This is a genomic window from Arthrobacter sp. YAF17 (genome assembly GCF_052113365.1).
Taxonomy (GTDB): Bacteria; Actinomycetota; Actinomycetes; order Actinomycetales; family Micrococcaceae; genus Arthrobacter.
This window is the reverse complement of record NZ_JBFRDB010000002.1, coordinates 20,956-35,942: the sequence shown is the minus strand read 5'-3', so window position 1 is coordinate 35,942 and position 14,987 is coordinate 20,956. Positions and strand designations below refer to the sequence as shown.

Here is a 14,987-nt window from a genome sequence, read left to right as displayed (position 1 = left end):
TTGTGTCACGGGCGATGGCACGCGATGGCCCGTGACGCCGGCGCCGCGTGCCGGGGTCCAGCGCCTAGGGAATCGGGACGGGAACGACGCCGAGCGGGGCCAGTTTCGCGGCTCCCCCGTCCGGCGCGGAGAGCACCCAGATGCCCTTCTCGTGGACCGCCACGGAATGCTCCCACTGGCAGGACCGTTTGCCGTCGGTGGTCACCACGGTCCAGTCGTCCTCCAGCACGGCGGTGTCGATGCTTCCGCGGACCAGCATCGGTTCGATGGCCAGGCACAGTCCCGGGCGGATTTTGGGCCCGCGGTGGTTGGTGCGGTAGTTCGGTACATCCGGGGCCATGTGCATCTCCGAGCCGATGCCGTGGCCCACGTAGTCCTCGAGGATGCCCAGCGCCTTGCCGGGCACGGAGGAGACGTAGTCGTCCACCGCGTTGCCGACGTCGCCGACGAACTTTCCAGTGGCCAGCGCCGCAATCCCGTGCCACATCGCGGCTTCGGTGACATCGGAGAGCCGCTGGTCCTCGGGGTCCGAGGTGCCGACGATCACGGTGCGGGCCGAGTCGGAGTGCCAGCCGTCGAGGATCGCGCCGCCGTCGATCGAGAGGATGTCCCCGTCCTGCAGGACGCGGCCGCCGGGGATACCGTGCACGACTTCCTCGTTGACCGAGGTGCAGATCGTGGCGGGGAACCCGTGGTAGCCAAGGAAATTTGATGTCGCGCCGGCATCCTTGAGCACCGCCGCGAACACGGCGTCGAGGTCTTGGGTGGTTTTCCCCGGAGCGGCGGCCGCAACAGCGGCGTCCAGGGCGCGGCTCAGGACGAGCCCGGCCCCGTGCATGGCGCGCATCTGGGCGTTGGTCTTGTACTCGATGCGTGGCTGGCCGAATGCCATCCGCAATTTCCTTTCGATGGGGCCGTGCCGCTCTGGAGCGGTCGGCCAAATGGCTGAGGCCCCTCCCGGTGTTCCGGGAGGGGCCTCAAGGTCCGTGGCCGATCAGGCCGACTGGGCCTCTTTGATGGCCTGCATAACGCGGTCAGTGACCTCGTCGATGCCGCCGATGCCGTCTACACGGGTCAGGATGCCGCGGTCGGCATACTTGGCGACAACGGCCTCCGTCTGGCCGTGGTACAGGTCAAGGCGGTGCCGGATGACGGCTTCGTTGTCGTCGGTGCGTCCGGTTTCCTTGGCCCGGCCCAGCAGGCGGGTGACAAGTTCCTCGTCGTCGGCCGTGAGCTGCAGGACGACGTCGAGCTTCTGTTCGCCGTCTGCAAGGATCCCGTCGAGGTAGTCCACCTGCGCGGTGGTGCGCGGGTAGCCGTCCAGCAGGAAGCCGTTCTCGACGTCGTCCTCGCTGAGGCGGTCGCGGACCATCTTGTTGGTCACGCTGTCCGGGACGAAGTCGCCGGCATCCATGTATTTCTTGGCTTCGATGCCAAGCGGAGTCTCACCTTTGACGTTGGCGCGGAAGATGTCGCCGGTGGAAATCGCGACGACGCCGAGGCGCTCCGAAATACGTTCCGCCTGTGTTCCCTTGCCGGAGCCGGGAGGTCCGATAATCAACATTCTCGTCATCGCAAAAGCCCTTCGTAGTGACGCTGCTGTAGCTGCGCATCAATCTGCTTGACGGTCTCCAAACCGACGCCGACCATGATCAGGATCGAGGTGCCGCCGAACGGGAAGTTCTGGTTGGCGTTGATCAGGACCAGGGCAACGAGCGGAATCAGTGCCACGAATCCCAGGTAAATGGCACCGGGGAGGGTGATCCTGGAAAGCACATACTGCAGGTAGTCCGCCGTCGGCTTGCCGGCACGGATACCCGGAATGAAGCCGCCGTACTTCTTCATGTTGTCAGAAACTTCTTCAGGGTTGAAAGTGATCGCAACATAGAAGTACGTGAAGAACACAATCATGGCGAAGTAGAGGGCCATGTAGATCGGGTGGTCACCGCGGGTGAGGTTGTTGTTAATCCACTCAACCCACGGCGCTACGGGCTCGCCGGGCTTGGGCTGGTTGAACTGGGAAATCAGGCCCGGCAGGTACAGCATCGAGGAGGCGAAGATGACGGGCACGACGCCGGCCATGTTCACCTTGATCGGGATGTAGGTGCTGGTGCCGCCCACAGTGCGGCGGCCAATCATCCGCTTTGCGTACTGCACCGGGATGCGGCGCTGCGACTGCTCCACGAAGACCACCGCGGCCACGGTCAGCAGGCCGATGACCAGGACCATAAAGAACGTTCCCGGGCCCTGCGAGGTCCAGATGGCACCAAGCGAGCCGGGGAAGCTGGAAACGATGGACGTGAAGATGAGCAGCGACATGCCGTTGCCGACACCCTTTTCGGTCACGAGCTCGCCCATCCACATGATGAGGCCGGTGCCGGCCGTCAGCGTGATGATGATGAGGATCGTGGTGACGATGCTGTCGTCCGGGATGATCGGCAGCTGGCAATTAGGCAGCAGCTGGCCGGAGCGCGCCAGCGACACCAGCGTCGTGGCGTTCAGCAGACCCAGAGCGATGGTGAGGTAACGCGTGTACTGCGTCAGCTTCGACTGGCCCGAGGCGCCCTCCTCGTAGAGCTCCTGGAACCGGGGAATGACCACCCGGAGCAGCTGGACGATGATGCTGGCCGTGATGTACGGCATGATGCCGAGGGCGAAGACGGACACCTGCAGCAACGCACCGCCGCTGAACAGGTTGACGAGCTGGTAGATACCGCCCGAGGTCTGACCGGTCTGCAAGCATTGCTGGACATTCTGGTAGTTCACACCAGGCGAGGGGATGAAGGCACCCAAGCGGAAGATTGTGATGATTCCCAGCGTGAACAACAACTTGCGTCGCAGATCAGGCGTGCGAAAGGCCCGGCCAAATGCGCTAAGCAAGCGTCCTCCTGATGAATAAGTAAAGTCATGTGAGATAGGTCAAATAAACCCAACAACCGAGTCTAACGGGTGTTCGCGCCCTGCGAACAATCGCAGGGCCGGGAAAAACAGAAAAACTCCCGGCACCAAGGGCCTGAGCCCCTGGTACCGGGAGTTTTCCACAACGGGCAACTGCCCCGCCGCCTCGTTAGAGGGCGGTGGTGCTGCCGCCTGCTGCTTCAATCTTTTCTGCGGCGCTGGCCGAGAATGCGTGCGCGGTGACATTCACCTTGACGGTGATGTCGCCGGTGCCCAGCACCTTGACGGGCTGGTTCTTGCGAACGGCACCCTTTTCGACCAGGTTCTCCACGGTGACGTCGCCACCTTCCGGGAACAGCTCGTTGAGCTTGTCCAGGTTTACAACCTGGAACTCAACCCGGAACGGGTTCTTGAAGCCGCGCAGCTTCGGGAGGCGCATGTGCAGCGGCAGCTGGCCGCCGGCAAAGCCAGCCTTGATCTGGTAGCGGGCCTTCGTACCCTTGGTACCGCGACCGGCGGTCTTACCCTTGGAACCTTCACCACGACCAACACGGGTCTTGGCGGTCTTGGCACCCGGGGCGGGACGCAGGTGGTGAACCTTCAGTGCGTTCTGCTTCTCAGCAGTGGCGCCCTGTGCCTTTTCGGCGGTGTTCTTCTCTGCCATTTACTTCGCCTCCTCTACCTTTATCAGGTGCGGAACCGTGTTGACCATGCCGACAGTCACGGCGTCGGCGGTGCGGACAACGGTGTGTCCGATCCGCTTCAGGCCGAGGGACCGCAGGGTGTCGCGCTGGTTCTGCTTGCCGCCAATGGCGGACTTAATCTGAGTGATCTCCAACTTTGCGTCGGAGACAAGCACGTTCTTAGCCATGACTCAGACACCTGCCTTCTGGTTCAGGAGCGCCTTCACCATTGCCGGCGGGGCGATCTCGTCGAGCGGGAGGCCGCGGCGTGCTGCCACTGCTGCCGGCTCTTCGAGGCGCTTCAGCGCGTCAACGGTCGCGTGCACGATGTTGATGGCGTTGGAGGAACCGAGCGACTTGGAGAGGATGTCGTGGATGCCCACGCACTCCAGTACTGCACGGACCGGACCGCCGGCGATAACACCGGTACCGGCGGAAGCCGGACGCAGCATAACGACGCCTGCGGCGGCTTCACCCTGAACACGGTGCGGGATGGTGCTGCCGATGCGGGGAACGCGGAAGAAGGACTTCTTGGCCTCTTCAACGCCCTTCGCGATGGCGGCAGGAACTTCCTTAGCCTTGCCGTAGCCGACGCCGACCATACCGTTGCCGTCACCGACGACGACGAGGGCGGTGAAGCTGAAGCGACGACCACCCTTGACGACCTTGGAAACACGGTTGATGGTTACGACGCGCTCTACGAACTGGCTCTTTTCGGCTTCGCGGCCACCATCGCGGCCACCACGGCCACCACGGTCGCCACGGCCCTGGCCGCGGTCGCCACGCTCGCCACGACGAGCGCCACCACGGCGGTCATCAGTGGTAGCAGGCGCAGCGGTCTCAGTTGCCGGAGCAGCTACAGCTTCAGTCACCTGAATGTCCTTTTCGTTATTTTCGGTCACAGTGCCAGCCCACCTTCACGTGCGCCGTCAGCGACGGCGGCGATCCGGCCGTGGTACTTGTTACCACCGCGGTCGAAGACAACTGCTTCGATACCGGCAGCCTTGGCACGCTCGGCGACGAGCTCGCCAACGCGCTTGGCCTTGGCAGTCTTGTCACCGTCGAATGCACGAAGGTCGGCTTCCAAAGTGGAGCCGCTCGCTACGGTCAGGCCCTTGGTGTCATCGACAACCTGGACGAATACGTGGCGTGCGGAACGGTTGACGACCATACGCGGACGTACAGCCGTGCCGGAGATGCGCTTGCGGATACGAAGCTGGCGGCGGCTGCGCTGGGCAGACTTGCTCTTGTTCGTACGCTTCTTGTTAATTGCGATCGCCATGGTTACTTACCAGCCTTTCCGACCTTGCGGCGGATGACTTCGCCTGCGTAACGGATGCCCTTGCCCTTGTAGGGGTCCGGCTTCCGCAGCTTGCGAATGTTGGCAGCAACCTCGCCGACCTGCTGCTTGGAGATACCTGAAACAGAGAGCTTGGTCGGGGTCTCTACTGCAAAGGTGATGCCGTTCGGTGCCGTGATGTTAACCGGGTGGCTGTAGCCCAGAGCGAACTCCAGGTCAGCACCCTTTGCCTGAACGCGGTAACCGGTACCGACGATTTCAAGCTTCTTCTCGTAGCCTGCGGTGACACCCTGGATCATGTTGGCGATCAGGGTGCGGGTCAGGCCGTGCAGCGAACGTGAGGCGCGCTCGTCGTTCGGGCGGGCGACAGTCAGGGTGCCATCTTCCAGGGAAACCTCGATCGGGCTGGGCACAGTGTGGCTCAGCTCGCCTTTGGAACCCTTGACGTTGACGACAGAGCCGTCAACCTTGACCTCAACGCCGGCAGGAACGGTGATGGGGAGACGTCCAATACGTGACATTATTCTCTTCCTTTCCCGTTACCAGACGTAAGCGAGGACTTCGCCGCCCACGCCCTTCTTGCCGGCCTGCTTGTCAGTCAAGAGGCCGGAAGAGGTGGACAGGATTGCGACACCCAGGCCACCGAGCACGTGCGGCAGGTTGGTGGACTTTGCGTAAACGCGCAGTCCCGGCTTGGAAATACGACGAACGCCAGCGATGGAACGCTCGCGGTTCGGACCGAACTTGAGCTCGAGGGTCAGCTTCTTGCCAACCTCAGCGTCTTCTTCTTTCCAGGAGGCGATGTAACCTTCGGCCTTCAGGATGTCGGCAACGCGTGCCTTGAGCTTGCTGTACGGCATAGACACGGAATCGTGGTATGCCGAGTTTGCGTTGCGCAGACGCGTAAGCATGTCTGCGACGGGATCTGTCATTGTCATGGTGGGCTCATGCCCTTCCTCATAACGGTTTCCGCCGTGCAGTCTTTCCGAACGAAGTTCGGAACCGGCACGGACGGACCTTTTACGTAGCTAGATTAATCTTCGGTCTTGAACGGGAAGCCAAGCGCCTTGAGCAGCGCGCGGCCTTCGTCATCGGTCTTGGCAGTGGTCACGACGGTGATGTCCATGCCGCGAACGCGGTCAATGGAATCCTGGTCGATCTCGTGGAACATAACCTGCTCGGTCAGACCGAAGGTGTAGTTGCCGTTGCCGTCGAACTGCTTGCCGCTGAGGCCCCGGAAGTCGCGGATACGCGGCAGAGCCAGCGTGACCAGACGGTCCAGGAATTCCCACATGCGGTCCCCACGCAGAGTTGCGTGTGCACCGATCGGCATGCCTTCGCGCAGCTTGAACTGTGCGATCGACTTGCGGGCCTTGGTTACCTGCGGCTTCTGGCCGGTGATCAGGGTCAGATCGCGGACAGCGCCGTCGATCAACTTGGAGTCCTTGGCGGCATCTCCAACACCCATGTTCACAACGACCTTGACCAGACGGGGAACCTGGTTGACGTTCTCGTACTTGAATTCCTCAACGAGCGTGCTCTTGATGGAATCCGCGTACTTGGTCTTCAGACGAGGAACGATCTTGCTTGCCGGAGTCTCGAGAGTCTCAGTCATTAGATGTCCTTCCCTGAGCTCTTGGCCACGCGGACACGCACTTCGCGCTTCACGCCATCGCGCTCAACGGTCTCGGTGCGGAAACCGACGCGGGTGGGCTTCTTGGTGGACGGGTCAACCRGAGCCACGTTGGAGATGTGGATCGTAGCCTCGACGACTTCAATGCCACCGGTCTTGGTGCCGCGCTGCGACTGACCGACCTTGGTGTGCTTGGTTACGCGGTTAATTCCTTCGACCAGCACGCGGTTGGTCTCGGGGAAAACACGCAGGACCTTGCCCTGCTTGCCCTTGTCGCCGCCGCGCTCAGCCTTGGCGCCAGTGATGACCTGAACCAGGTCACCCTTTTTGATCTTAGCCATGGACTAAAGCACCTCCGGAGCCAGAGAAACGATCTTCATGAACTTCTTATCGCGAAGTTCACGACCAACCGGTCCGAAGATACGGGTACCGCGGGGGTCACCGTCAGCCTTCAGGATCACAGCTGCGTTCTCGTCAAACTTGATGTAGGAACCATCCGCACGGCGGCGTTCCTTCTTGGTACGGACGATGACAGCCTTGACGACGTCGCCCTTCTTTACGTTGCCGCCCGGAATTGCGTCCTTGACGGTAGCGACGATGACGTCGCCAATGCCTGCGTAGCGACGGCCAGATCCACCGAGAACGCGAATGGTAAGGATTTCCTTAGCACCCGTGTTGTCGGCGACCTTGAGTCGCGACTCCTGCTGAATCACTATTTACTCCTTGCGTCGCGCTGGTTCTCAGACCGAAAATCTTCCTACGGAATGAGCCTTGCGGAACGGTTGATCGGGGTGTCTCTTGACCTGCCTGGATTTTGCCAGACCAGGCCTAAACTCCCGTGCCAAAAACATTTGCTTCCCAGACGAATTTCCCGACGGGTCGGGGCGCGAGGGGGCACTATGCCGTGGCACGATTGTTTACGAGGTTTACTGACGGCGCAAAGATAGCGCCATACAAACTCAAAATCTTAGCACGCTTTGGGCCTCAGCCAGAATCGGCCAATACCACAGACGACGGCGTCGCGCACGGCACACTCTTGGCCCGCCGGCCCCCGCGCTCCCCCGGAAACCCGGCCCGCCGGCGTCGTACGGCGGCTGAAAACCTGCAGCACGTGACGCGCTGGCCCCCCTGGCACCACCCGGAGAATGGAGAAACCCCCGCTCCCAAAGGGGAACGGGGGTTTCTCAACAGATCCCCTGTACAGGGAAGCTGCGGGTGTTACTTAGCCTTCTCGAGGATCTCCACCAGACGCCACCGCTTGGTAGCGGAGAGCGGGCGGGTCTCGGCGAGGAGAACGAGGTCGCCGATGCCGGCGCTGTTCTCTTCGTCGTGAGCCTTGATCTTCGTGTTGCGGCGAAGGACCTTGCCATAGAGGGCGTGCTTCACACGGTCCTCGACCTGGACAACAATGGTCTTTTCCATCTTGTCCGAGACCACATAGCCGCGCTTCGTCTTACGGTAACCGCGCTCGTCAGCCGTAGCTGCGCCGGAAACAGTTTCCGTCACGTTCTCGTCCTTTTCACTCACTTGGCGTCCTCCTCGGTCTCAACCGTTTCAGCCTTGTCAGCCTTCTTGGTTGCAGCCTTCTTGGACTTCTTTTCTTCCTTGGCTTCCACAACCGGTGCGGCAACCTCGGCACGAATGCCCAGCTCGCGCTCACGGAGAACGGTGTAGATGCGTGCGATGTCTTTCTTTACCGCGCGCAGCCGACCGTGGTTCTCCAGCTGGCCGGTGGCGGACTGGAAACGCAGGTTGAACAGCTCTTCCTTGGCCTTACGGAGTTCTTCAACGAGTCGCTCGTTGTCGAAACCGTCCAGCTGTGCGGATGCAAGTTCCTTGGATCCTACTGACATTTCTATTCACCACCTTCGCGACGCAGAATGCGTGCCTTCAACGGGAGCTTGTGGATCGCCAGGCGCAGTGCCTCGCGGGCAACCGATTCCTCGACGCCGGAGATCTCAAAGAGAACCCGGCCCGGCTTGACGTTTGAGACCCACCATTCCGGAGAACCCTTACCGGAACCCATGCGGGTTTCGGCAGGCTTCTTCGTCAGCGGACGGTCCGGGTAGATGTTGATCCAGACCTTGCCGCCACGCTTGATGTGGCGGGTCATCGCGATACGGGCAGATTCGATCTGACGGTTGGTGACGTATGCCGGGCTCAGAGCCTGGATACCCCATTCACCGAAGGAGACCTTGGTGCCGCCCGTAGCAGCGCCGGAACGACCCGGGTGGTGCTGCTTACGGTGCTTGACTCGACGTGGGATAAGCATTTAAGCCTGTCCTCCTTCTGCTGCCTGTGCCGGTGCGGCAGAAGCTGCATCAGCCGCCGGAGCTTCGGCAGCAGGAGCTGCTTCGGCCGGGCGGTCGTTACGACGACGACGGTCACCACGGTCAGCGCCACCCGGGCGGCCCGGGCGGTCGCTGGCACCACGGCCACGGGACGGAGCAGCAGCTGCCTGCTGAGCCAGTTCCTTGGCGGTGACGTCACCCTTGTAGATCCAGACCTTCACGCCGATGCGGCCGAAGGTGGTCTTGGCCTCGTAGAAGCCGTAGTCGATGTTCGCGCGGAGGGTGTGCAGGGGCACACGGCCTTCACGGTAGAACTCCGAGCGGGACATTTCTGCGCCGCCCAGTCGACCCGAGCAAGCAATACGGATGCCCTTGGCACCTGCACGCTGCGCGGACTGCATGGCCTTCTTCATCGCACGGCGGAACGCCACGCGGGAAGTCAGCTGCTCAGCAACGCCCTGGGCAACAAGCTGTGCTTCCATCTCGGGGTTCTTGACCTCGAGGATGTTCAGCTGAACCTGCTTGCCGGTGAGCTTCTCGAGCTCGCCGCGGATGCGGTCTGCTTCTGCGCCGCGGCGGCCGATAACGATGCCCGGACGTGCCGTGTGGATATCCACACGGACGCGGTCGCGGGTGCGCTCGATTTCAACCTTGGCGATGCCGGCGCGCTCCATGCCCGTGGACATGAGCTGGCGGATGCGGATGTCTTCGCGGACGAAGTCCTTGTACCGCTGGCCGGCCTTGGTGCTGTCAGCAAACCAGTGCGATACGTGATCGGTGGTGATGCCGAGTCGGAACCCGTGCGGGTTAACTTTCTGTCCCACTTAGCGAGCCTCCTCTTTCTCCGGGGTAGCAACTACCACGGTGATGTGGCTCGTGCGCTTCTTGATCTGAAATGCACGACCCTGGGCTCGCGGCTGGAACCGCTTCATGGTCGGGCCTTCATCAACATACATTTCGCTGATGATGAGGTCACCTTCGTCAAACGCCACGCCGTCGCGGTCCGCGAGGACCCGGGCGTTGGAGATTGCCGACTGAACTACCTTGAATACCGGCTCCGAAGCTGCCTGCGGGGCAAACTTCAGAATTGCCAGAGCCTCATTCGCTTGCTTACCACGAACAAGGTTGACGACGCGCCGGGCCTTCATAGGCGTTACGCGGATGTGACGCGCAATTGCCTTGGCTTCCATTGCTTTCCTTCTCTCGTCTTTGACGTAAGTGCAGGCGCCTAGCGGCGCTTGCCCTTACGGTCGTCCTTGACATGGCCGCGGAATGTCCGCGTGGGAGCGAATTCGCCGAGCTTGTGCCCGACCATCGACTCAGTGACAAACACGGGGATGTGCTTGCGTCCGTCGTGTACGGCAATCGTGTGGCCGAGCATGTCGGGGACGATCATCGAACGGCGGGACCAGGTCTTGATGACGTTCTTGGTGCCCTTTTCGTTTTCCCTGGCTACCTTTACAAAGAGGTGCTGGTCAACGAAAGGACCTTTTTTCAGGCTGCGTGGCATGTGTCCAGGCTCCTATCGCTTGTTCTTGCCAGTACGACGGCGACGAACAATAAGCTTGTCGCTCTCTTTGTTGGGACGGCGGGTGCGGCCTTCGCGCTTACCGTTCGGGTTGACGGGGTGACGTCCACCCGACGTCTTACCCTCGCCACCACCGTGGGGGTGGTCGACCGGGTTCATGGCGACACCACGGACGGTCGGGCGAACGCCCTTCCACCGCATACGGCCGGCCTTACCCCAGTTGATGTTCGACTGCTCGGCGTTGCCGACCTCGCCGATCGTTGCGCGGCAGCGCACGTCAACGTTGCGGATTTCGCCGGAAGGCAGACGCAGCTGGGCGAAACGGCCTTCCTTTGCAACGAGCTGGATCGATGCGCCGGCGGAGCGGCCCATCTTGGCGCCGCCACCCGGGCGCAGTTCAACTGCGTGGATTACGGTACCGACCGGGATGTTGCGCAGCGGCAGGTTGTTACCGGGCTTGATGTCAGCGTCGGCACCTGCTTCCACGATGTCACCCTGGCCCAGCTTGTTCGGGGCGATGATGTAACGCTTGGTGCCATCAACGTAGTGCAGAAGGGCGATGCGAGCCGTGCGGTTCGGATCGTACTCGATTTCGGCAACGCGGGCGTTGACGCCGTCCTTGTCGTGGCGACGGAAGTCGATCAGACGGTACTGGCGCTTGTGGCCACCACCCTTGTGACGGGTCGTGATCTTACCGGTGTTGTTACGCCCACCCTTTTTCGGGAGGGGACGAACCAACGACTTTTCCGGCGTCGACCGCGTGATTTCAGTGAAGTCCGCTACGCTCGAGCCGCGACGGCCCGGGGTAGTCGGCTTATATTTACGGATTCCCATAATTTATTTCCTCGTTAAAGTGGTCTCCGCTACGAGAGCGGACCGCCGAAGATGTCGATAGTGCCTTCTTTGAGGCTCACAATTGCACGCTTGGTGTTCTTGCGGGTACCCCATCCGAATTTGGTGCGCTTGCGCTTACCGGCACGGTTGATGGTGTTGATCGAGTCGACCTTGACGGAGAAGATTTTCTCCACGGCCAGCTTGATCTCGGTCTTGTTCGAGCGGGGGTCCACCAGGAAGGTGTACTTGCCCTCATCGATCAGGCCGTAGCTCTTTTCCGAGACGACGGGTGCAAGCACGACGTCGCGCGGGTCCTTGAGGGTTGCTGCACTCACTTGGCATCCTCCTGGTTCTTTGCCACTGCCCGGTCAGCAACGAATGCTTCGTAGGCAGCCTTGGTGAAGACAACGTCATCGGAAACGAGAACGTCGTAGGTGTTCAGCTGGTCTGCGTACAGAACGTGAACATCCGTGAGGTTGCGCACGGAGAGTGCGGCAACATCGTTGGCGCGCTCGATGACGACGAGCAGGTTCTTGCGCTCGGAGACACCTCGCAGAGTTGCCAGTGCAGCGCTGGAGGACGGCTTGGTGCCGGCAACCAGTTCAGAGACAACGTGGATGCGGCCGTTACGGGCGCGGTCAGAGAGAGCGCCGCGCAGTGCAGCAGCAATCATCTTCTTGGGGGTGCGCTGGCTGTAGTCACGCGGCGTGGGGCCGTGGACAACGCCACCACCGGTCATGTGAGGAGCACGGATTGAACCCTGACGGGCGCGGCCGGTGCCCTTCTGCTTGAACGGCTTGCGACCTGCACCGGAAACCTCGGCGCGGGTCTTGGTCTTGTGGGTACCCTGGCGAGCAGCAGCGAGCTGTGCAACGACGACCTGGTGCAGCAGCGGCACGTTGGTCTGTACGTCGAAGATCTCTGCAGGCAGGTCAACCTTGACAGTGCTAGTCATTGAACTAGGCTCCCTTCACGGCGGTGCGTACGAGTACGACCTGGCCGCGGGCGCCGGGGACGGCGCCCTTGATCAGGAGCAGCGACTTCTCGACGTCAACCGCGTGGACCGTGAGGTTCAGCGTGGTGTGACGAACGGCGCCCATGCGGCCGGCCATTTTCATGCCCTTGAAGACGCGGCTCGGGGTGGATGCGCCACCGATTGAACCGGGCTTACGGTGGTTCTTGTGGGCACCGTGGGAAGCTCCAACGCCGTGGAAGCCGTGACGCTTCATAACACCGGCGAAGCCCTTACCCTTGGTGGTGCCAACGACGTCGATCTTCTGGCCGGCTTCGAAGAGCTCGACAGAAAGCTCCTGGCCCAGCTCGTAAGAGTCAGCATCTGCAGTGCGCAGTTCTACGACGTGGCGGCGAGGCGTGACGCCTGCCTTTTCAAAGTGACCAGCCAGCGGCTTGGTAACCTTGCGGGGATCGATCTGGCCGTAGCCGATCTGAACGGCGACATAGCCATCAGTGTCTGCATTGCGCAGCTGCGTGATGACGTTCGAGTCAGCCTGGACCACAGTGACGGGGATGAGCTTGTTGTTCTCGTCCCAGACCTGGGTCATGCCGAGCTTCGTGCCCAGCAGGCCCTTTACGTTACGGGTTGCGGTCATAGTCTCTCAGCACCTCCCTACAGCTTGATTTCGATGTTCACGTCGGCCGGCAGGTCGAGACGCATGAGCGAATCAACAGCCTTGGGCGTGGGATCAATGATGTCGATAAGACGCTTGTGCGTGCGCATTTCAAAGTGCTCGCGGCTGTCTTTGTACTTGTGCGGAGAGCGGATTACGCAGTAAACGTTCTTCTCCGTCGGCAGCGGCACGGGGCCAACTACCGTGGCGCCTGCGCGCGTGACCGTCTCAACGATCTTCCGTGCTGAAACGTCAATGACCTCGTGGTCGTATGACTTCAGCCGGATGCGGATTTTTTGTCCCGCCATGTCGCCTGACTCTCTTTCAGTAAATGCTGCTCTGTTTACTTACCTGTTGTGCGGCTGCCGAAGCATTTGAAGTCGTAACTACCACCCGCCGCACAAGCTGAATCCGGATGAATCCGGGTTCCTCAACCTGCCGGCGCAACCGACCCCCGCGGTCGGGCGTGTCGCGGTTTCCACGCGTACTCGTCCGCAATTCCTTGGGGAGTGGGTTATGTTTGGGCTCTTACCTGGACCCTGGCACCCGGCATTATCCGGATCGGGACGCGAAAGAGCGCTTGAACAACTCATCTAGTATGCCGGAATTAACGGGCAGAAGCGAATCAGCGGCTGTACGGAGCAGTGCGGACGCCGCCCGGACGTCGGCCCGGTGTCACGGCCCGGGCGCTGGCGACGCCGGGGCAGGGCTTGCGCTCATTGCCTTCGGCGGGCGCCGTGGGGATGATTGGGGGCATGACTGTGCAGGATTCCGTAGCAGTCCAGGCCTTGGCCGCGCGCCTGAGCCCGGAGTTCCAGCTGGGGGTTGCCTCGGCCGCTTTCCAGATTGAAGGCTCCCTTGCGGCCGGCGGCCGGGGGCCCTCCGGCTGGGATGCCTTCGTCGAGAAGCCGGGCAGCATCCAGGACGGCCACTCCCCCGCCGTCGCCTGCGACCACTACAACCGGGCGCCCGAGGACGTCGAGCTGATGCGCGCCCTCGGCATCGACTCCTACCGCTTCTCCATCTCCTGGCCACGGATCCAGCCGGACGGCACCGGACCGTTCAATAACCAGGGGCTCGACTTCTACGACCGGCTCATCGACCGGCTGCTCGAGGCCGGCATCTCCCCGATGGCCACCCTGTACCACTGGGACACGCCGCTGCCCCTGGAGCACCGCGGCGGCTGGTTGAACCGATCCACTGCGGAGCGCTTCGCCGAGTACAGCGCGGCGGCCGGCCGGCGCTTCGGCGACCGCGTGGCCCAGTGGGTCACGCTCAACGAACCGGTATCAGTGACCCTCAACGGCTATGCCCTGGGGGTCCATGCCCCGGGCCATGACCTGCTCTTCGATGCCTTGCCCGCGGTCCACCACCAGCTCCTCGCCCACGGGCTCGCCGTGCAGGCGCTGCGTGCGGAGTCCGTCTCGGGCACCGTGGGCGTCACCAACCTGCATTCCCCGGTACGGCCCGCGTCCCGTTTGGTGACGGACCGGTTCCTGGCCAACATCTTCGACCTGGTCCTGAACCGGGTGTACGCGGACCCGATCCTGTTGGGCCGGTACCCGAAGATTCCGCTCATCGCCAGGCCCTGGTTCCGTTCGCTGGGGAAGATTTCCGACGCCGATCTGCGGACCATCCAGCAGCCCCTGGACTTCTATGGGCTGAACTATTACTACCCGGTGAAGGTCGCCACCGGACGGGGCGCGGGTGAGAGCCCCGCAGGGCACACGGACGCGATGACGAAGATGCCGTTCCATATGGCGGCGTTCCCGGAATACACGACGACGGGTTTCGGCTGGCCGGTGGCACCGGACCATCTGGGCCCGCTGCTCCGTGAGATGAAGGACAGGTATGGCGGAGCGCTCCCGCCGCTGTACATCACCGAAAGCGGCGCCAGCTTCCCCGAGCCCGACCATGTGTCCGGCCCCATCGCCGACGCGGAGCGGATCAGCTACATCGCGTCCCACCTGGGCCACGCCCTGGACGCTACGTCCCCCGGGGGCATCGCCGAGGACGTCGAACTGCTGGGCTACTACGTCTGGACCCTGATGGACAACTTCGAGTGGGCCGCCGGCTACTCCCAACGCTTCGGCCTGGTCCACGTGGATTTCGACACGCAGGAACGTACGCCCAAGGATTCGTACTACTGGTACCAGGCGCTCAGCAGGGCCCGGAAAGGCTGAGCCGGCGGG

General features: G+C 62.1%; 24 protein-coding genes. 1 reads left to right on the top strand and 23 read right to left on the bottom strand.

Annotated features, from left to right (window positions below):
- Window positions 1–64: 64 nt before the first annotated feature.
- From map to rpsJ, 23 genes are all read right to left on the bottom strand, one after another.
- A complete protein-coding gene (map, locus tag AB4Y67_RS03170) occupies window positions 65–892 on the bottom strand; it encodes a type I methionyl aminopeptidase (protein WP_441404351.1) in 828 nt (275 codons plus the stop codon).
- A gap of 102 nt (window positions 893–994) precedes the next feature.
- Window positions 995–1,564: an adenylate kinase gene (locus AB4Y67_RS03165; RefSeq protein ID WP_441404509.1), complete on the bottom strand. Its 570-nt coding sequence runs from the start codon at window positions 1,562–1,564 to the stop codon at window positions 995–997.
- A 5-nt stretch (window positions 1,565–1,569) separates the two neighbouring features.
- On the bottom strand, window positions 1,570–2,880 hold the full coding sequence (secY, locus tag AB4Y67_RS03160) for a preprotein translocase subunit SecY (RefSeq protein ID WP_441404350.1): 1,311 nt from the start codon (window positions 2,878–2,880) through the stop codon (window positions 1,570–1,572).
- A gap of 187 nt (window positions 2,881–3,067) precedes the next feature.
- Window positions 3,068–3,562 (bottom strand): 50S ribosomal protein L15, encoded by a 495-nt coding sequence (gene rplO, locus AB4Y67_RS03155; RefSeq protein WP_441404349.1) that lies wholly within the window; start codon window positions 3,560–3,562, stop codon window positions 3,068–3,070.
- A complete protein-coding gene (gene rpmD, locus AB4Y67_RS03150; protein WP_346925355.1) occupies window positions 3,563–3,769 on the bottom strand; it encodes a 50S ribosomal protein L30 in 207 nt (68 codons plus the stop codon).
- A gap of 3 nt (window positions 3,770–3,772) precedes the next feature.
- Window positions 3,773–4,453: a 30S ribosomal protein S5 gene (gene rpsE, locus AB4Y67_RS03145; RefSeq protein WP_173403037.1), complete on the bottom strand. Its 681-nt coding sequence runs from the start codon at window positions 4,451–4,453 to the stop codon at window positions 3,773–3,775.
- Window positions 4,454–4,479: 26 nt separating this feature from the next.
- Complete coding sequence (gene rplR, locus AB4Y67_RS03140; RefSeq protein WP_441404348.1) at window positions 4,480–4,863, bottom strand: 50S ribosomal protein L18; 384 nt, start codon at window positions 4,861–4,863, stop codon at window positions 4,480–4,482.
- A 2-nt stretch (window positions 4,864–4,865) separates the two neighbouring features.
- The gene (gene rplF, locus AB4Y67_RS03135; RefSeq protein WP_056425247.1) at window positions 4,866–5,402 is read right to left on the bottom strand and encodes a 50S ribosomal protein L6; all 537 of its coding nucleotides are present in this window, start codon (window positions 5,400–5,402) and stop codon (window positions 4,866–4,868) included.
- A gap of 18 nt (window positions 5,403–5,420) precedes the next feature.
- Window positions 5,421–5,819: a 30S ribosomal protein S8 gene (rpsH, locus tag AB4Y67_RS03130; RefSeq protein WP_056425243.1), complete on the bottom strand. Its 399-nt coding sequence runs from the start codon at window positions 5,817–5,819 to the stop codon at window positions 5,421–5,423.
- A 95-nt stretch (window positions 5,820–5,914) separates the two neighbouring features.
- A complete protein-coding gene (gene rplE, locus AB4Y67_RS03125) occupies window positions 5,915–6,496 on the bottom strand; it encodes a 50S ribosomal protein L5 (protein WP_024366124.1) in 582 nt (193 codons plus the stop codon).
- Entirely contained in the window at window positions 6,496–6,855 is a 360-nt protein-coding gene (gene rplX, locus AB4Y67_RS03120; RefSeq protein WP_441404347.1) for a 50S ribosomal protein L24, read from the bottom strand. Before rplX ends, rplE begins: the two co-directional genes overlap by 1 nt.
- A gap of 3 nt (window positions 6,856–6,858) precedes the next feature.
- On the bottom strand, window positions 6,859–7,227 hold the full coding sequence (gene rplN, locus AB4Y67_RS03115; RefSeq protein WP_024366126.1) for a 50S ribosomal protein L14: 369 nt from the start codon (window positions 7,225–7,227) through the stop codon (window positions 6,859–6,861).
- Window positions 7,228–7,732: 505 nt separating this feature from the next.
- Window positions 7,733–8,041 carry a 30S ribosomal protein S17 gene (rpsQ, locus tag AB4Y67_RS03110; RefSeq protein WP_035739337.1) on the bottom strand — a complete coding sequence of 103 codons (309 nt, stop codon included), beginning with the start codon at window positions 8,039–8,041 and terminating at the stop codon, window positions 7,733–7,735.
- A complete protein-coding gene (gene rpmC / locus AB4Y67_RS03105) occupies window positions 8,038–8,367 on the bottom strand; it encodes a 50S ribosomal protein L29 (protein WP_069949295.1) in 330 nt (109 codons plus the stop codon). The genes rpsQ and rpmC overlap by 4 nt, the downstream gene beginning before the upstream one ends.
- A gap of 2 nt (window positions 8,368–8,369) precedes the next feature.
- Entirely contained in the window at window positions 8,370–8,786 is a 417-nt protein-coding gene (gene rplP / locus AB4Y67_RS03100) for a 50S ribosomal protein L16 (protein WP_123257072.1), read from the bottom strand.
- Window positions 8,787–9,629, bottom strand: coding sequence for a 30S ribosomal protein S3 (gene rpsC, locus AB4Y67_RS03095; protein WP_441404346.1), 843 nt, complete (start codon window positions 9,627–9,629; stop codon window positions 8,787–8,789).
- Window positions 9,630–9,995 carry a 50S ribosomal protein L22 gene (gene rplV, locus AB4Y67_RS03090; RefSeq protein ID WP_069949298.1) on the bottom strand — a complete coding sequence of 122 codons (366 nt, stop codon included), beginning with the start codon at window positions 9,993–9,995 and terminating at the stop codon, window positions 9,630–9,632.
- A gap of 38 nt (window positions 9,996–10,033) precedes the next feature.
- Window positions 10,034–10,315 carry a 30S ribosomal protein S19 gene (rpsS, locus tag AB4Y67_RS03085; RefSeq protein WP_018773666.1) on the bottom strand — a complete coding sequence of 94 codons (282 nt, stop codon included), beginning with the start codon at window positions 10,313–10,315 and terminating at the stop codon, window positions 10,034–10,036.
- 12 nt (window positions 10,316–10,327) lie between these two features.
- The gene (gene rplB, locus AB4Y67_RS03080; RefSeq protein WP_441404345.1) at window positions 10,328–11,167 is read right to left on the bottom strand and encodes a 50S ribosomal protein L2; all 840 of its coding nucleotides are present in this window, start codon (window positions 11,165–11,167) and stop codon (window positions 10,328–10,330) included.
- A gap of 29 nt (window positions 11,168–11,196) precedes the next feature.
- Window positions 11,197–11,502, bottom strand: a complete 306-nt coding sequence (rplW, locus tag AB4Y67_RS03075) for a 50S ribosomal protein L23 (RefSeq protein ID WP_056425233.1) — start codon at window positions 11,500–11,502, stop codon at window positions 11,197–11,199.
- Window positions 11,499–12,122, bottom strand: a complete 624-nt coding sequence (gene rplD / locus AB4Y67_RS03070; RefSeq protein ID WP_346925353.1) for a 50S ribosomal protein L4 — start codon at window positions 12,120–12,122, stop codon at window positions 11,499–11,501. Before rplD ends, rplW begins: the two co-directional genes overlap by 4 nt.
- A 4-nt stretch (window positions 12,123–12,126) precedes the next feature.
- Window positions 12,127–12,777 carry a 50S ribosomal protein L3 gene (gene rplC, locus AB4Y67_RS03065; RefSeq protein ID WP_024366134.1) on the bottom strand — a complete coding sequence of 217 codons (651 nt, stop codon included), beginning with the start codon at window positions 12,775–12,777 and terminating at the stop codon, window positions 12,127–12,129.
- A 17-nt stretch (window positions 12,778–12,794) separates the two neighbouring features.
- Window positions 12,795–13,103 carry a 30S ribosomal protein S10 gene (gene rpsJ / locus AB4Y67_RS03060; protein ID WP_003803825.1) on the bottom strand — a complete coding sequence of 103 codons (309 nt, stop codon included), beginning with the start codon at window positions 13,101–13,103 and terminating at the stop codon, window positions 12,795–12,797.
- A gap of 447 nt (window positions 13,104–13,550) precedes the next feature.
- Here rpsJ and AB4Y67_RS03055 point away from each other — a divergent pair, with 447 nt between their 5' ends.
- The gene (locus AB4Y67_RS03055) at window positions 13,551–14,978 is read left to right on the top strand and encodes a GH1 family beta-glucosidase (RefSeq protein WP_441404344.1); all 1,428 of its coding nucleotides are present in this window, start codon (window positions 13,551–13,553) and stop codon (window positions 14,976–14,978) included.
- The last annotated feature ends 9 nt before the right edge of the window (window positions 14,979–14,987 follow it).

Coding starts and splice junctions, on each gene's coding strand:
- map (WP_441404351.1), bottom strand. CDS start 892: ATGGCATTCGGCCAGCCACGCATCGAGTACAAGACCAACGCCCAGATG.
- AB4Y67_RS03165 (WP_441404509.1), bottom strand. CDS start 1,564: ATGTTGATTATCGGACCTCCCGGCTCCGGCAAGGGAACACAGGCGGAA.
- rplO (WP_441404349.1), bottom strand. CDS start 3,562: ATGGCAGAGAAGAACACCGCCGAAAAGGCACAGGGCGCCACTGCTGAG.
- rpmD (WP_346925355.1), bottom strand. CDS start 3,769: ATGGCTAAGAACGTGCTTGTCTCCGACGCAAAGTTGGAGATCACTCAG.
- rplR (WP_441404348.1), bottom strand. CDS start 4,863: ATGGCGATCGCAATTAACAAGAAGCGTACGAACAAGAGCAAGTCTGCC.
- rplF (WP_056425247.1), bottom strand. CDS start 5,402: ATGTCACGTATTGGACGTCTCCCCATCACCGTTCCTGCCGGCGTTGAG.
- rpsH (WP_056425243.1), bottom strand. CDS start 5,819: ATGACAATGACAGATCCCGTCGCAGACATGCTTACGCGTCTGCGCAAC.
- rplE (WP_024366124.1), bottom strand. CDS start 6,496: ATGACTGAGACTCTCGAGACTCCGGCAAGCAAGATCGTTCCTCGTCTG.
- rpmC (WP_069949295.1), bottom strand. CDS start 8,367: ATGTCAGTAGGATCCAAGGAACTTGCATCCGCACAGCTGGACGGTTTC.
- rplP (WP_123257072.1), bottom strand. CDS start 8,786: ATGCTTATCCCACGTCGAGTCAAGCACCGTAAGCAGCACCACCCGGGT.
- rplV (WP_069949298.1), bottom strand. CDS start 9,995: ATGGAAGCCAAGGCAATTGCGCGTCACATCCGCGTAACGCCTATGAAG.
- rpsS (WP_018773666.1), bottom strand. CDS start 10,315: ATGCCACGCAGCCTGAAAAAAGGTCCTTTCGTTGACCAGCACCTCTTT.
- rplB (WP_441404345.1), bottom strand. CDS start 11,167: ATGGGAATCCGTAAATATAAGCCGACTACCCCGGGCCGTCGCGGCTCG.
- rplD (WP_346925353.1), bottom strand. CDS start 12,122: ATGACTAGCACTGTCAAGGTTGACCTGCCTGCAGAGATCTTCGACGTA.
- rplC (WP_024366134.1), bottom strand. CDS start 12,777: ATGACCGCAACCCGTAACGTAAAGGGCCTGCTGGGCACGAAGCTCGGC.
- rpsJ (WP_003803825.1), bottom strand. CDS start 13,103: ATGGCGGGACAAAAAATCCGCATCCGGCTGAAGTCATACGACCACGAG.
- AB4Y67_RS03055 (WP_441404344.1), top strand. CDS start 13,551: ATGACTGTGCAGGATTCCGTAGCAGTCCAGGCCTTGGCCGCGCGCCTG.